The sequence below is a fragment of the Nonomuraea sp. NPDC050227 genome, assembly GCF_044459705.1.
Classification (GTDB): domain Bacteria; phylum Actinomycetota; class Actinomycetes; order Streptosporangiales; family Streptosporangiaceae; genus Nonomuraea.
In genome coordinates this window covers 38,875-54,265 of sequence record NZ_JBITJF010000012.1, presented here as the reverse complement: position 1 = coordinate 54,265, position 15,391 = coordinate 38,875, and the positions used below count along the sequence as shown (strand labels likewise).

Below are 15,391 nucleotides of genomic sequence, written 5' to 3'. Positions count from 1 at the left end.
GACTGTTCCACCCGGCCCTCCTAGCCCCTGCGTGGACCGTGCCACCGACGTCACGCCACCGAAAGGGAATTCACCCTCGATTGTGACAAAGGGGATAGATCACTTCAGGGAGATCGTCAAGTTGGCCTCGACGTTCCTCCCCGCCCGGGGCCGCCACGGTCGCTAGGGCAGGGCCGCGACGAGCTCCTGCACCGGCTTGCGGGCGCCCGTGTAGAACGGGATCTCCACGCGGGTGTGACGGCGGGCCTGCGCGCCGCGCAGCGTGCGCATCAGGTCGACGATGCGGTGGAGCTCGTCGGCCTCGAACGCCAGCATCCACTCGTAGTCGTTGAGCGAGAAGCAGGCCACGGTGTTGGCCCGCACGTCGGGATAGTCGCGGGCCATCCGGCCGTGCTCGGCCAGCATCGCCCGCCGCTCGGAGTCCTCCAGCAGGTACCACTCGTAGGAGCGCACGAACGGGTAGACGCTGACGTACGCCCGCGGCTCCTCCTCGGCCAGGAAGGCCGGGATGTGGGACTTGTTGAACTCGGCCGGCCGGTGGAGCGCCATGGCCGACCAGACCGGCCTGCTGTGCCGGCCGAGGCCGGTGCGGCGGAACCGGGAGTAGACGTCCTGGAGGTCCTCGGGCGTGGGAGCGTGCCACCAGAACATGTAGTCGGCGTCGGCACGGAAGCCGGCGACGTCGTAGACCCCCCTGGTCACGACGTCCTTGCCGGCCGCCTGTGCGAGCAGCTCCTCGACCTCGTCGGCCATGTTCTCCCGGTTGCCCGGGACCTGCTCGGTCACCTGGAAGACCGACCACATGGTGTAACGGATCACCTGGTTGAGATCGCGGGCCTTCGGCCGCGGCGCGCCCTCTGTCATGTCCTTCATTCTCCTTCTCGCGACAGGTGGTCCAGAATCCGGGCCGCGGCCGTGCGGGCGGTCGCGATGCAGGCGGGGACGCCGATGCCGTCGTAGGCCGCGCCGCACACGGCGAGCCCGGCGGCGCCCGAGACCGCGGCGCGCACCCTGGCCACCCGGTCGAGGTGGCCCACGTTGTACTGCGGCAGCCCGCCGCCCCAGCGGGTGACCCGGCTGTCGACCGGCAGGCCGCGCACGCCGATCACGTCGGCCAGCTCGGCCGTGGCCAGCGACACCAGCTCGGCGTCGTCGCGCTGGAGCAGGTGCTCCTCGCCGATCCTGCCGACCGAGCAGCGTACGAGCAGCAGGTCCTGGGCCAGGTGGGGCCACTTGACCGAGCTGAACGTCACCGCCTTGACCGGCCGGCCCTCCACCGGCGGCACCAGGTAGCCGCTGCCGGTCGGCGGCTGCGGGAGCGCGTCGATCGGGTAGGCGAGCGTGACGACGGCCATGCTGGCGTACTCGATCCTGGCCAGGTCGGCGGCGGCCTTGGGCACCTCGTCCTTGAGCAGGCGGGCGGCGGCGGGCGCGGGCGTGGCCAGGATGACGGCGTCGGCCTCGATCACCTCGGGCCGCGGCACCGGCCCGGCGACCAGCCGCCAGCCGTGCTCGGTGCGGTGGAGCTCGCGCACGGTCACGCCGGTCCGGACGTCGGCCCCGGACGCCTTGGCCACCGCCTCGGGCAGGCCGCCCAGGCCCTGGCGCAGCGTCGTGAAGACCGGCCCGCCGTTCTTGGGCGCGTCCTCGACGATGTGCCGGGCGGCGCTCAGCAACGAGCGCTCGGCCCTGGCGACGGCCGCGACCTGCGGCATCGTCGCCTCCAGCGACAGCATGTCGGAACGGCCGGCGTAGACCCCGCCGAGCAGCGGCTCGACCAGGCGCTCGACGATCTCACCGCCCATCCTGGCCCGGATGTAGGAGGCCACGGACACGTCGGTGCGCACCAGCGTGGGCGGCAGGACCTGGTCGAGCGGCACCCGCAGCAGGCCGCCGGGTGAGACGATGCCGGACCTGGCCAGCTCCGCCAGGTCGGCCGGCACGCCCATGACGTGCCCCTTCGGCATCTGCCGCAGCGCGCCCCTGGAGTAGACGGCCGACCGCACGGTGCCGGGGAGGACCAGCTCGTCCTCCAGCCCGACGGCCTTGGCCAGCTCGACGCCCTCCGGCCGGCGGGCCAGCATGGCCTCGGCCCCGGCGTCGAGGCTCACCCCCGCGACCTCGGAGGCGTGCAGCTTGCCGCCGAGGCGGGGGCTGCCCTCCAACACGGTCACCTTGACCTGCTCGCTCGTACCCTGACGGAGGAACCACGCGGCCGCCAGGCCGGAGATCCCACCGCCGATGACGACGACGTGCGCCCGTTTCCCTTCCACGTCTCCTGACGCTACCGCCTCGGCAGACCGCCCAGCTGATCGGGGCACGTGACCCTACCGTGATGTATGTCGCCAAACCGGGGTGATCGAGTTTCCGTCATAAGGGCATGAGGAGAATCCGGTTAGGCATCGCGTTCTCGGCCTGCGCCACTCTGCTGCTCGCGGGCTGCGGCGGCGGCAACGTCGAGATGACGTCGGGCGGCTCGCCCGCGGTGGCCTCGCAGGGCATGGCCGCCCCCGAGGCGCGGGACCTGGCCGCGCCGCAGAAGCAGGCCGCGCCGCAGGACGGCGACAGCGCGGTCTCCGGCGTCAAACTGGCCCAGCGGCAGCTGGACCGGCAGGTGATCTACACGGGCAGCATGACCGTACGCGCCAAGCAGGTCACCTCGGCCGCGCAGCAGGCCAAGCAGCTCGTCACGGCGGCGGGCGGCTACCTGTCGAAGGAGGAGGCCGAGTCGGCCGGCGACACCGAGGACTCGGCCCTGCTGGAGTTCAAGATCCCGCCCACCCGGTACGCCGACGTCACCGCCAGGCTGGGCAAGGAGCTGGGCAAGCAGCTCTCGATGAGCCAGGGCACCCAGGACGTCACCCTCCAGGTCGCCGACGTCGAGAGCCGGCTGAAGTCGGCGCAGAAGTCGCTGGAGTCGCTGCGCACGCTGCTGAAGAAGGCCGAGACCATAGGGCAGGTGCTGCAGGTGGAGCGGGAGATCAACTCCCGCGAGGCGGACCTGGAGGCGTTGCAGGCCCAGCAGAAGGAGCTGACCACCCAGGTCGCGATGGCCACGCTGACGCTCCGGCTGGTCGGGCCGGTGACCGTGGTCGAGGACCCGGCCGAGGAGCCGGCGGGCTTCCTCGGCGGGCTGAAGACCGGGTGGGAGGCGCTGGTGTCGTTCACCAAGACGGCGCTGACCGTGGTCGGCGCGCTGCTGCCGTGGCTGCTCGTCCTGGCGCCGCTGGTGGCCGTGGCGGTGTTCCTGGTGCGGCGCAACCGGGCGCGCCGCCCCGCGCGCCCTGCCGCGCCCGACCCCGCGCCCGAGCCCGCCGAGCCCGGGCCGTCGGCGGCGTGAGGGTCAGGCGCCCGCTTCGTGCACCAGGTCGGTCAGGCGCTTGAGCTGGTCGGGGTCGGTCGAGGGGAGCACGCCGTGGCCGAGGTTGAACACGTGCCCCTCGGCCGCCGCGCCGCGCCGCAGCACCTCGCGGGCCCTGCGCTCCACGACCTCCCACGGCGCGAGCAGGATCGCCGGGTCGAGGTTGCCCTGGAGCGCCTTGCCCGGCCCGACGCGCCGGGCCGCCTCGTCGAGCGGCACCCGCCAGTCAACGCCCACGACGTCGGCCCCGGCCTCGCCGAGCACGCCGAGCAGCTCGCCGGTGCCCACGCCGAAGTGGATGCGGGGCACGCCCGCGACGCCCTCGAAGATGCGCCGGGTGTGGGGCAGGACGAACTCGCGGTAGTCCTCCGGGGCCACCGCGCCCACCCACGAGTCGAACAGCTGGATCGCCGAGGCGCCGGCCGCGATCTGGATGCGCAGGTGCTCCAGCACGATGTCGGACAGGCGTTCCATGAGGGAGTGCCACAGGGCGGGCTCGCCGTACATCATGGCCTTGGTGCGGTCGTGGTTCTTCGACGGGCCGCCCTCGATGAGGTAGGACCCGAGCGTGAAGGGCGCGCCGGCGAAGCCGATCAGCGGGGTGCCGCCCAGCTCGCCGACCAGGGCCGAGATCGCCTCCGTCACGTACGGCACGTCGCCCGGCTCCAGCGGGCGCAGCGCCTCCACGGCCCGCGCGTCGCGGATCGGGTCGGCGACGACCGGGCCGACGCCCGGCTTGATGTCGAGGTCGACGCCGATGGCCTTGAGCGGGACGACGATGTCGCTGAAGAAGATGGCCGCGTCGACGCCGTAGCGGCGCACGGGCTGCATGGTGATCTCGACGATCAGGTCGGGCGTCGCGCAGGCGGTGAGCATCGGCACACCCTCGCGGACCTTCAGGTATTCGGGCAGCGATCGCCCGGCCTGCCTCATGTACCAGACCGGGGTGTGCGGGACGGGCTGCCTGCGGCAGGCGCGCAGGAAGGCTGAGTCGGCGAGATTCACCCTCCAAGGGTGCCATGGCACCCGATCGGCCGGGACATCGGCGCGGGGTGACCGGATCGGCCGGGACATCGGCGTGGGGTGTCGGAAAAACATGCATTGGATACCCAAAATCATGATCAGATAGCCAGATGAAGGTTTACCGGTCTGCCCGGCAGCGGCGTCGCACACGGGTCGAACACACCCCATGCCCGCCCAGAGAGCCGGTCTCGACTGGACCAAATGTTCACCAACCCACCGCGCGGCACCGATTCAGCGACCACTTTCGGGACACGCCGAGCGCGTTGCGGGGAATTGTCAGCGGCTCGTGCCAACGTCGGAGCCACGACCCGAAGAAAGGCCCCGGTTCGATGACTGGTGCGATGACCGCGTTGTGGAGTTCCCCGGAGGTTCGCAGCGAGCGCTGTGCTGCCTGCGCCGGCGAGCGGCTGTTCGAGCAGCCGCCCTGCTTCGACGGGCACGGTCCTGGCGAGTGCCCGGAATGGGCCTGCGCCGAATGCGGCCACGCGATCCTGCTCGGCTCGGCCGAGACCACCCGACCGGTTCGCCAGCTGGTTACGGCAGCGGCTTGATCACCAAGGATGAGCACCCCCGTGGTCCCCTTCCGTCCGTCCTCGACCTACGCTTCGGCTATGACCCTCGGTGACCAGCCACCGCCGCCCGCCGCGTTCACCCGCGCGGCGCAGAGCCTGCGGCTGTCCGAGGTCAGGCCCGAGATCGAGCTGGAGGACCTCCCCGCGCCGCAGCGGCTGGCCCCCTACTCGGCCGCCATCGGCGCCTCGGTCTACCGCGACGACGACGAGCTCGCGGTCGGCCGGCTGATCCTGCTCTACGACCCCGACGGCCAGCGCGGCTGGGAGGGCCCGTTCCGGCTGGTGGCCTACGTCCGGGCCGACATGGAGCCGGAGATCACCTCCGACCCGCTGCTCGGCCCGGTCGTGTGGAGCTGGCTGACCGAGGCCCTGGAGGCGCACGAAGCCGACTACTCCGCCGCGGGCGGTACCGTGACTAGAGCCGTGTCCGAGGGCTTCGGCAACAAGGCGGAAGACCCGGTCACGACCGAGCTCGAGCTGCGTGCGTCCTGGTCGCCCGCCGAGGAGGATCTGTCCGGCCACGTCGCCGCCTGGTGCGACCTCATGTGCCTGGCGGCGGGGATCCCGCCGCTCCCGCCCGACGTGGCCGCGCTGCCGCGCCGACGTGATGATCCGGAGAGTGACCGTACGAAGTGAGGGCACCAGTCAAGACAGCACCAGCGTCATGAGGTCGGTGAGCTCATGACAGAAGAACGCATCGTCGAGCCCCTGCTCGAACCCCGCGAGGGCATCCCCCCGGTGATCGCCGACGCGCACGGGCTGGCGCGGGTCGTCGACGCCTTCGCCGCGGGCACCGGCCCCGTGGCGGTCGACGCCGAGCGCGCCTCCGGCTACCGCTACGGCAACCGGGCCTACCTGGTCCAGCTCCGCCGGGCCGGCGCCGGCACCGCGTTGATCGACCCGGTCGGCTGCCCCGACCTGTCGGCGCTCGACGCCGCGCTCACCGGCACCGAGGTCGTGCTGCACGCCGCGTCCCAGGACCTGCCGTGCCTGATGGAGGTCGGCTTCAAGCCGCGCGAGATCTTCGACACCGAGCTGGCCGGCCGGCTGCTCGGTTACGAACGCGTCGGGCTCGGCACGATGGTCGAGACCGTCCTCGGGCTGCGGCTGGAGAAGGGCCACTCGGCCGCCGACTGGTCCACCAGGCCGCTGCCGGAGGACTGGCTGCGCTACGCCGCCCTCGACGTCGAGGTGCTGGTCGAGCTGCGTGACATGCTCCACGAGGAGCTGGCCGGGTCGGGGAAGCTGGAGTGGGCGCGCGAGGAGTTCGCGGCCGTGCTCAACACCCCGCCGCCGGCGCCGCGGTCCGACCCGTGGCGGCGTACGTCGGGCATCCACAAGGTGCGCAACGTGCGCGCGCTGGCCATCGTGCGCGAGCTGTGGACCATGCGCGACACGATCGCCAGGGAGAACGACCTGGCCCCCGGCCGGGTGCTGCCCGACGCCGCGATCGTCACCGCCGCCCTTGAGGGGCCCCGCACGAAGAAGGCCCTGACCGAGATCTCGGCCTTCACCGGCCGCAGCGCCCGCCGGTACATGAACGACTGGCTGGCCGCCGTCAACCGGGCGCGGACGTTGCCCGACGCCGAGCTGCCCCAGCCGAGCACGCCCGGCGACGGGCCGCCCCCGCCCAACCGCTGGGCCGACCGCGACCCGGCGGCGGCCAAGCGTCTGGCGGCGGCGCGGGCCGTGGTGGCCGCGCTGGCCGAGGAGCACCGCATGCCCACGGAGAACCTGCTCCAGCCCGACGCGGTGCGCAGGCTCACCTGGGAACCCCCCGCTGAGATCACCGACGAGAGCGTGACCGCGCGGCTGCGGGCGCTCGGGGCGCGTGAGTGGCAGCTCTCGCTCACGGCCCATCCCATCGCCAAGGCGCTGGCCCGGCTCGACGGCTAGCCTTCCCCGCCGGCGTACGGGCGGAGGGCCCGCCTCCGCCCGCCGGCGTCACCGTCCCACTTGACGCTCGGAGGGGGACGGCCGTACGTTTCGGGAAAGCGCTTTCCCCATCCGTTGCCTGAAGGGATCCCCATGAGCGTGCGCACCATCGGCGTCGTGATGAACGGCGTCACCGGACGAATGGGCTATCGCCAGCACCTCGTCCGCTCCGTCCTGGCCATCAACGAGCAGGGCGGCGTCACGCTCTCGGACGGCGACCGGGTCAGGCTGCGCCCGGTCCTGGTCGGCCGGAACGCCGACAAGCTCGCCGACATCGCCGACCGGCACGGGATCCCCGACTTCACCACCGACCTCGACGCCGCCCTCGCCGACGACGACAACCTGATCTACTTCGACGCCCAGGTCACCAGCGCCCGCGTCAAGGCCGTGCTCAAGGCCATCGAGGCGGGCAAGCACGTCTACGCCGAGAAGCCCACGGCCGAGTCGGTGCAGGAGGCCGTCGCGCTGGCCGAGGCCGCCACGGCCAGGGGCGTGAAGAACGGCGTCGTGCAGGACAAGCTGTTCCTGCCGGGCCTGCTCAAGCTGAAGCGGCTGATCGACGGCGGGTTCTTCGGCCGGATCCTGTCGGTGCGCGGCGAGTTCGGCTACTGGGTGTTCGAGGGCGACTGGCAGGAGGCGCAGCGCCCGTCCTGGAACTACCGGGCGCAGGACGGCGGCGGGATCGTGCTCGACATGTTCCCGCACTGGCACTACGTGCTGGAGAACCTGTTCGGCCGGGTCCGGTCGGTCTACGCCAAGGCCGTGACGCACGTCCCGTCCCGGGTGGACGAGCAGGGCCGCGCGTACGAGGCCACCGCGGACGACGCCGCGTACGGGATCTTCGAGCTCGAAGGGGACGTGATCGCTCAGATCAACTCCTCCTGGACGGTCCGCGTGAACCGCGACGAGCTGGTCGAGTTCCAGGTGGACGGCACGCACGGCAGCGCCGTCGCGGGCCTGCGCAACTGCCGCTTCCAGCACCGGGCCGCCACCCCCAAGCCGGTCTGGAACCCCGACCTGCCCGCCACGGCCCGCTTCCGCGACGACTGGCAGGAGGTGCCGGACAACGCCGAGTTCGACAACGGGTTCAAGGTGCAGTGGGCGGCGTTCGTCCGGCACGTGCTGGAGGACGCGCCGTTCCCCAACGACTTCGCCTCGGGGGCGCGCGGCGTGCAGCTCGCCGAGCTGGGCCTGCGCTCGAACGCCGAGGGCCGCCGGATCGAGGTGCCGCAGCTGTGAGGATCGACCTGCCGGGCGGCGCGTACGAGCTGCGCGAGCCGGTGACCTGGCCGGCCTCGGCCGCCCCGGCCGCGAGCCGGGTGGTCTACGCGGCCGCGCACGTCGTCGCCGACCCGCTCGGCGACAACACGCCGGGCTCCCCCGCCGCCGTGGACTGGGAGGCGACGCTGCGCTTCCGCCGCCACCTGTGGTCGCACGGCCTGCGGGTGGCCGACGCCATGGACACCGCCCAGCGCAACATGGGCCTGGACTGGGCGGCGACCAGGGAGCTGATCCGGCTCAGCGCCGAGGAGGCGCGCGCCTTCGGCGACCCGGCGGCGCTGGTGGCCTGCGGCGCGGGCACCGACCACGCGCCCGGCGCCGCCGACCTGCACACGATCACCGCCGCGTACGCCGAGCAGGTGGAGGCCGTCCAGGCGGCCGGGGCGGGCGTGATCGTGATGGCCTCCCGGCAGCTGGCCAGGGTGGCGGCCGGGCCCGCCGACTACCACCAGGTGTACGGCAAGGTCCTCGGCCTGGCCGACCGCCCGGTGATCCTGCACTGGCTGGGCGAGATGTTCGACCCGCAGCTCGCCGGCTACTGGGGCGCCCCGGACGTGGACGCGGCGACGGAGTCGTTCCTGGAGCTGGTCCACGCCCACGCCGCCGTGGTGGACGGCGTCAAGGTGTCGCTGCTGGACGAGGAGCACGAGGTGCGGCTGCGCGCCGCGCTCCCCGAGGGCGTCCGGCTCTACACCGGCGACGACTTCAACTACCCCTCGCTCATCAGGTCGGGCTCGCACGCGCTGCTCGGCATCTTCGACGCGATCGCCCCGGCCGCCGCCGCCGCCCTGCGCGAGCTGGACGCCGCCGAGGCGGCCAGTGGCGAGGAGGCGGCCCGCCACCTGGCCCGCTACGACGAGATCCTGGCCCCCACGGTCGCCCTGTCGCGGAAGATCTTCGAGGCGCCGACGTACCACTACAAGACCGGCATCGTCTTCCTGGCCTGGCTCAACGGCCACCAGGACGCGTTCGCCATGGTGAACGGCGCCCAGTCGGCGCGCTCGCTGCGCCACCTGGCGGAGGTGTTCAGGCTGGCCGACCGGGCCGGGCTGCTGGCCGACCAGGAGCTGGCCGTGCGCAGGATGACGGCGCTGCTGGCGGTGAACGGCCTGTGAGCCTGTCGCTGAACCAGTGGACGACCAGGCGCTGGTCGGTCGCCGAGGCCGTGGACGGCTGCGCGCGGCACGGCCTGGAGGCGATCGGGCTGTGGCGCGAGAAGGTGGCCGAGGAGGGGCTCGCGCGCAGCGCCAAGCTGGTGCGCGAGGCCGGGCTGCGGGTGTCCTCGCTGTGCCGGGGCGGCTTCCTCACGGCGGGCGGGCTGCCCGGCGAGGAGGGGCGGCGCGCGTTCGAGCGGGCGCTCGACGACAACCGGCGGGCCGTGGACGAGGCGGCCGAGCTGGCGGCCGCGTGCCTGGTGATGGTGGTCGGCGGGCTGCCGGGGGTGCGGCCGGGCGAGCCGCTGCCGTCCGGTTTCTCCAAGGACGTCGCCGGGGCGCGGGAGCGCGTCGCCGAGGCGCTGTCGGTGCTGGCGCCCTACGCCGGCGAGCGCGGCGTCAGGCTGGCGCTGGAGCCGCTGCATCCGATCTACTGCCCCGACCGGGCGGTGCTGTCCACGCTGGGCCAGGCGCTCGACCTCAGCCTGCCCTACCCGGAGGAGCAGGTCGGGGTGGTGGTGGACACCTTCCACGTGTGGTGGGATCCCAGGCTGGCCGAGGACGTCGCGCGGGCCGGGCGGCGCATCGCGTCGTACCAGGTGTGCGACTACCTGCACCCGCTGCCCGCCGACGTGCTGCTCGGGCGGGGCATGATGGGCGACGGGGTGATCGACTTCGCGCCGATCACCCGGGCCGTGCTGGCCGCCGGGTACGCGGGCGACATCGAGGTCGAGATCTTCAACGCCGACGTCTGGGCGGCCGACCCGGACGAGGTGCTGGCCACGATGAAGGCCCGCTACGCCGGGCTGGTGGTCTAGACGCGGCCGGGGTCGATCGTGCCGTCGAGGGTGAGGGCGGCTTCGAGCAGGAAGTAGTCGCCCCAGACCAGCTCGTGGGCGGTGGCCAGGCCCTTGCGCCGGTCGTAGCAGCCGTCCACCAGGCCGCCGTGCTCGTTGAGGTGGTCGCGGGCCAGCGCGTCCAGCGTACGGGCGGCCTGCTCGCGGTAGCCGTCCTTGGCCAGCGGCGCGAGCTTGGCCAGGGCGGCGGCGGCGATCGCGGTGGCCGAGGTGTCGCGGGGCGCGGCGGGGATGCCGGGGTCGTCGAAGTCCCAGTAGCAGACCAGGTCGGACGGGACGTGGGCCAGGTACCAGTCGGCGACCTCGGTGGCCGGGCCGATGAACTCGGCCGACAGGTGGGCGGCCTGGGCCAGGCCCAGCATGGCCCACGCCTGCGCGCGGGCCCAGGTGCTGGTAGGCGAGGAGCCGTTGACGGCGCCGGCCGAGGTCTGGGCGACCGAGCCGTCCTCCCGTACGCACATGGCGTAGCCGGTGCGGGCGTGGGACTCGGCCATCACCAGCAGCTCGCGGGCTCCGGTGCGTTCGCAGGCGAAGGCCAGCAGCGGGACGGTGCCGGGCAGGCCGTCCACGCAGGCGCCGGGGCGCGGCCAGCCGTATTTGACGACGTCCTCCTCCTGGGGCGGCAGCAGGCCGGCCAGCGGGTCGAAGCCGATGCTCAGCGACCGGGCGGCGGCCACGGCGGTCGTGGCGCCCGGCTCCTCGTCGCCGGCGAGCACGGCCGGGAGCGCGGCGCCGTACCAGAACAACATGCCGCGCAGCAGCGTGGGGGCGTCGGTGCGGGCGGCCAGCCGCTCGGCGACCTGGCCGGCGGCTCGGGCGTAGCGGGGCTCGCCGGTGGCGACCGACGCCAGGGACAGCAGGCCGCCCCAGAAGCCGCCGCACCAGTCTCCGTCCTCGGACCAGGTCCATTCGCCCGTCACGGGGTCGGCGTAGAGGGGGAAGCGCCCTTGAGACTGCGCGAGGGTCCCGCCGACCCTGCGCACCAGCTCTGTGACCAGCATGGAACCGCCTCATCCGGAAACGTGATGCCTCCTCCGGTTACCCGGGGCGGCACGGGCTTAACGGGACGCGTCCCAGACGATCAGGTAGCGCCGCAGCAACAACCGGCGGAACCGGCAGCCCGGCAACAACCGCCTGGCGGCCCGCCCCACCTCGGCCCACGCCATGTCGGGGTCCATGACGGGGACGGACGGCCCGCTCTTGGGCCCGTGGCGGAGCTGGTGGACGCGGGTGACGACCTGCGCCGTGCCGCTGATCACCCAGTCGAGCGGCGAACGGTTCCTGGCATGCCCGACGACCACCAGCCGGCCGCCGGGCGCGAGCAGCCGCCGCAACGCCCCGACGGCCGCGCCGAACTCGGCGTGGTGCACGACGGCCACGGCGCTGACGAAGTCGTACCCGGACTCCGGCAGCGCGGCCGGGTCGAGGTAGTCGGCCTCGGTGAAGGCGAGGCCGGGCCGGTCGCCGTGGCGGGACCTGGCCAGGGCGACGGCCTGCGCCGACCGGTCGACGCCGGTCACGTCGGGGACGCGGGCGGCGAGCTTGCCCGCCAGAAGGCCGTCGCCGCAGCCGACGTCGAGGGCGCGGGACGAGCCGGGCGGGATCAGGCTGAGCACCAGCCGCTGGTAGTGCACGTTGTGATTCCAGTACGGATCGGGCACCTGATCACCATAATGCTCTAAAGGGTCACCGTGCCCGCCGCTCCGTCGACGGTGATCTCCTGGCCCGTGGCGATGCGGCCGGTGGCGTCGCGGACGCCGACGACGGCGGGGATGCCGTACTCGCGGGCCACCACGGCGCCGTGCGACATGGCGCCGCCCATCTCCATCACCAGGCCGCCGGCCGTGAGGAACAGCGGGGTCCAGCCGGGGTCGGTCGAGGGGCAGACCAGGATCTCGCCCGGTTCGAGATGGGCGCCGTTCGGGTCGAGCACCACCCTGGCCAGGCCGGTGACCGTGCCGGCCGAGGCCGCCGTGCCGGTCAGCGCGCCGCCGGGGACGGGCCCGGCCAGGGCCTCGGGCTCGGTGCCGTCGGAGAGCATGATCCGGGGCACGTGCCGGCGGCGCGACTCCCGCTCGTACGCCGTCCGCCGCTCGCGCACCAGGTCGCGCAGGTCGCCGCCGGACAGGGCGGACCTGGCCTCCTCCAGGCGCAGGAAGTACACGTCGGCGGCGTCATCCAGGACGCCGGCGGCGGCCAGGTGCTCCCCGACCGCGCGCAGGCTGTGCCGGACGGCGGCGATGGCCCTGACCGCGTGGTACTTGGGCAGTTCGCGCAGCCCCGCGTACGCCCGGGTGCGGCCGAGCGCGAAGCGCACCACGGGCGCCCGCCACCGGCCCCTGCGCGCGGCCAGCGCGGCGACCCGCTCGACCTCCTCCCGCGCCGCCCGCGCGCCCCTGGCGAACAGCGCGTCGGGGGCGAGGGCGGCGCCGGCGTCCATGCGCAGGTAGTTGGCCAGTACGCCGAGGATGTGCGTGGGGTCGTCGGACCAGCGGGGCACGCCGACGTCGATCTCGGCCACGCCGCGGTGGCCGTACCGGCCGAGGAAGGCGGCGAGCTCCTTCTGGGCCAGCGGCGGCAGCTCGCCGGCCCGGTAGCGGCGGGCCAGCTCGGCCGCGGGCGCCTCACGGAACGCCTCGGGCTCGACGCGGCCGGCCAGGTCCCACAGTTCCAGGTCCATCTCGGTGGTCGGGTTGTTCGGGACGCCGCGCAGGACGTCCTGCAGGTCGCCCACCCGCGTGCCGGAGAGCCGGGCGGCCAGGCCGAGCAGGGCGTAGCCGGTGATCACGATCGGCATGATCGAGACGATGGCCGGGAACGTCCCGGCGAGCAGGCGTTCGGCGTGGTCGAGGCGCTGGGCGGGGGTGGCGCCGGGCGGCGGTTCGAGCCTGCGGTCCAGCTCCTCGCCGACGCGGGCGGCGTGGGCGAGCGCCCTGGCCGGGCTCAGCAGCGCGTCGCGGACCCGCGCCGGCGCGTGCACGCGGCGCGCGAAGCGGCGCAGCCCGCGCAGGAACGGGCGCGGCGAGGTCTGGACGACCGACAGCCGCGGGTCGCCCGCCAGCTCCCGCACGACGGCCGCGGCCCGCGCCTCCCCCAGGGGCATCATGCGGGTCAGGACCGCCCGGCCGGTACGGCTGCGCAGCGGCGTGGTCAGGTCGATCCACAACCGCTGCCCCGCCTCGGACAGGAACGCCGGGCCGTCGAGCCGGTCGGCGGGCGCGTGCCCGAACAGGGTCGCCGCCCCTGAGGCGACCAGGTTGAACACCGACACCCCCATCGGCGTAAGAGGCCCCATCACGCCCTGGGCGACGTTGAGCGACAGGTGGACGCGCAGGCCGGGCCCGGCCGGCCGGGGCAGCGGATAGAGGGTGGTGATCGGCCTGGCCTGGGTGAGCCAGAGCGTGCCGTCCTGGCCGATGGCCCACTCGGTGTCCTGCGGCGTGCCGTAGTGGTCCTCGACGCGCGCGCCGAGCTCGGCCAGGGCGAGCACCTGCGCGTCGGTCAGGCACAGGCCCCCGGCGGCGGTCTCGACGCGTTCGACGCCGCCGCCGGGCAGCGGCCGGACGGCCAGCTTCGGGCCGCCCGCCCGCCGTTCCAGCACCTCGCCGCCCGAGACGACGAACCGGTCGGGATCGACGGCTCCGGAGACGACCGCCTCGCCGAGTCCGGGGGCGGCGTCGAGGACGGTCTCGCGCCGCCTGCCGGTCACCGGATTCGCGGTGAACATCACCCCGGCCACCCGCGCGTCCACCATCACCTGGACGACCACCGCGAGCCGGACGCCGGCGTGGCCGACGCCGCTCGCCTCCCGGTAGGCCACGGCCCGGTCGCTCCACAGCGAGGCCCAGCAGCGGCGCACGGCGTCGAGCAGCGCCTCGGCGCCCACCACGTTGAGGAAGGTGTCCTGCTGGCCGGCGAAGCTGGCGAACGGCAGGTCCTCCGCCGTGGCCGAGGAGCGCACGGCCACCGGGACGTCCGCGCCGAGCCGCGCGTAGGACGTCACGATCTCCTCGCGCACCGGGGCGGGCATCTCGGCCCGCAGCAGGTGGCGCCTGGCCCGCGCGGCGAGCCCGTCGCCCGGGGTGAGGTCGAGCCCCGCGGCGACCTGCCGGTAGGCGTCGGTGGTCAGGGCCCAGCCGGGTGGCACGGGCAGGCCGGCGCGGGTCAGCTCGCCGAGGTTGGCGGCCTTTCCGCCCACTTCGGCGAGCATCGTGGCGTCGATCTCGGAGAGGTCGAGTGTGGTCCTCATGGAAGGCACCCCCTCTCCCGAGTCTGCCATAAATTCACCAACTGTTGAACAGCGGTGCCCCGTCCAGTTCCCAGGCCGGGTCGAGCGGCACGCCGAGCAGGGCCAGGGCGGTCGGGCCGACGTCCACCAGGCGGGGCTCGGCCAGCGGGCGGCCGCCGAGGTCCGCGTCCAGCCGGTTCGCGATGACGAACACCGTGCGCTCCTCGGCCGAGGCGCCGCCGTGGCCGCCCTCGTCCACGTGGCCGTGGTCGGTGGTGACCAGCACGGTCCAGCTCTCCCCCGGACGGGCGCGGACGGCGTCGAGCAGGCGGCCCAGGTAGGCGTCCTGGGCGTGCAGGGCGGCGGCGTACTCGGGGCAGTGGGGGCCGAGGGCGTGGGCCACCTCGTCGGTGTCGCCGAGATAGACGAAGGCGAGGTCGGGGCCGGTCTCGGCGAGGTGGCGCTCGGCGGCGTCGGCGATCTGCCGGTCGGCGGCGGTCCAGGTGAGGGCGTAGCCGTCCAGGACAATGCGGTGGTCGATGGCGGGACCGAACGCGCCGTGCTCGCCGAGGGCGGCCCAGGAGAGGAAGGCGGCGGTCACGAGGTCGGGGCGGGCATTCTTCGCACGACTCAAAAAGTCCGGAAATTTCGTGAACTGGGGGCTGGTGAAGCTGTTGTCCACGACGCCGTGTTTGTCGGGCCAGGCGCCCGTGGCGATCGACGACCAGCCGGGGCCCGAGTCCGTGCGCGACCTGATCACGCGGCCCGCCGCCGGCGGCTCCGCAGCCTTGGGCACGACCTCGCCGGGCGACTCCGTCCTGGGGGCCGCCGCCTCGCCGTACGGGAGCCGGCTGGTGCCGTACGCGCCGAAGGCCATCAGTGACGACAGGACCGGCGGGGCCAGGGCGACGAGCCGGTCGAAGCGCAGGCCGTCCATGCCGACCACGAGGACTTTGTTCTTGTTAAGGGGCATTTCCCTA

The 15,391-nt window shown here is 73.7% G+C and carries 13 protein-coding genes; 6 read left to right on the top strand and 7 right to left on the bottom strand.

Annotation, left to right across the window (positions count from 1 at the left end):
* Positions 1-162 precede the first annotated feature (162 nt).
* Positions 163-864 (bottom strand): hydrogen peroxide-dependent heme synthase, encoded by a 702-nt coding sequence (gene hemQ / locus ACIBK9_RS37985; protein WP_352365611.1) that lies wholly within the window; start codon positions 862-864, stop codon positions 163-165.
* A 5-nt stretch (positions 865-869) separates the two neighbouring features.
* Positions 870-2,273, bottom strand: coding sequence for a protoporphyrinogen oxidase (gene hemG, locus ACIBK9_RS37980; RefSeq protein ID WP_397163609.1), 1,404 nt, complete (start codon positions 2,271-2,273; stop codon positions 870-872).
* Positions 2,274-2,380: 107 nt separating this feature from the next.
* Here hemG and ACIBK9_RS37975 point away from each other — a divergent pair, with 107 nt between their 5' ends.
* Positions 2,381-3,340 carry a DUF4349 domain-containing protein gene (locus ACIBK9_RS37975; RefSeq protein ID WP_397163607.1) on the top strand — a complete coding sequence of 320 codons (960 nt, stop codon included), beginning with the start codon at positions 2,381-2,383 and terminating at the stop codon, positions 3,338-3,340.
* Between the two features lie 3 nt (positions 3,341-3,343).
* On the opposite strand, the gene hemE is transcribed toward ACIBK9_RS37975, so the two are convergent.
* Positions 3,344-4,366, bottom strand: coding sequence for a uroporphyrinogen decarboxylase (gene hemE / locus ACIBK9_RS37970; protein WP_397163606.1), 1,023 nt, complete (start codon positions 4,364-4,366; stop codon positions 3,344-3,346).
* 629 nt (positions 4,367-4,995) lie between these two features.
* Here hemE and ACIBK9_RS37965 point away from each other — a divergent pair.
* The 5 genes from ACIBK9_RS37965 to ACIBK9_RS37945 all read left to right on the top strand — a co-directional run bounded on the left by ACIBK9_RS37965 (position 4,996) and on the right by ACIBK9_RS37945 (position 10,144).
* Complete coding sequence (locus ACIBK9_RS37965; protein ID WP_352365603.1) at positions 4,996-5,592, top strand: DUF3000 domain-containing protein; 597 nt, start codon at positions 4,996-4,998, stop codon at positions 5,590-5,592.
* 45 nt (positions 5,593-5,637) lie between these two features.
* Positions 5,638-6,852 (top strand): HRDC domain-containing protein, encoded by a 1,215-nt coding sequence (locus tag ACIBK9_RS37960; protein ID WP_397163604.1) that lies wholly within the window; start codon positions 5,638-5,640, stop codon positions 6,850-6,852.
* A 132-nt stretch (positions 6,853-6,984) separates the two neighbouring features.
* Positions 6,985-8,130, top strand: coding sequence for a Gfo/Idh/MocA family oxidoreductase (locus ACIBK9_RS37955; protein ID WP_358284758.1), 1,146 nt, complete (start codon positions 6,985-6,987; stop codon positions 8,128-8,130).
* Positions 8,127-9,287, top strand: a complete 1,161-nt coding sequence (locus tag ACIBK9_RS37950) for a DUF993 family protein (protein WP_397163601.1) — start codon at positions 8,127-8,129, stop codon at positions 9,285-9,287. Before ACIBK9_RS37955 ends, ACIBK9_RS37950 begins: the two co-directional genes overlap by 4 nt.
* Positions 9,284-10,144, top strand: a complete 861-nt coding sequence (locus ACIBK9_RS37945) for a sugar phosphate isomerase/epimerase family protein (RefSeq protein WP_397163599.1) — start codon at positions 9,284-9,286, stop codon at positions 10,142-10,144. Before ACIBK9_RS37950 ends, ACIBK9_RS37945 begins: the two co-directional genes overlap by 4 nt.
* Here ACIBK9_RS37945 and ACIBK9_RS37940 read toward each other — a convergent pair.
* The 4 genes from ACIBK9_RS37940 to ACIBK9_RS37925 are packed head-to-tail and all read right to left on the bottom strand — an operon-like array spanning position 10,141 to position 15,384.
* Entirely contained in the window at positions 10,141-11,184 is a 1,044-nt protein-coding gene (locus tag ACIBK9_RS37940; protein WP_397163597.1) for a glycoside hydrolase family 88 protein, read from the bottom strand. The genes ACIBK9_RS37945 and ACIBK9_RS37940 overlap by 4 nt on opposite strands.
* Positions 11,185-11,241: 57 nt before the next feature.
* On the bottom strand, positions 11,242-11,844 hold the full coding sequence (locus ACIBK9_RS37935) for a class I SAM-dependent methyltransferase (protein ID WP_397163596.1): 603 nt from the start codon (positions 11,842-11,844) through the stop codon (positions 11,242-11,244).
* A gap of 17 nt (positions 11,845-11,861) precedes the next feature.
* A complete protein-coding gene (locus ACIBK9_RS37930) occupies positions 11,862-14,432 on the bottom strand; it encodes a PEP/pyruvate-binding domain-containing protein (RefSeq protein ID WP_397163595.1) in 2,571 nt (856 codons plus the stop codon).
* Positions 14,433-14,466: 34 nt separating this feature from the next.
* Complete coding sequence (locus tag ACIBK9_RS37925) at positions 14,467-15,384, bottom strand: alkaline phosphatase family protein (protein ID WP_397163594.1); 918 nt, start codon at positions 15,382-15,384, stop codon at positions 14,467-14,469.
* Between the last annotated feature and the right edge of the window lie 7 nt (positions 15,385-15,391).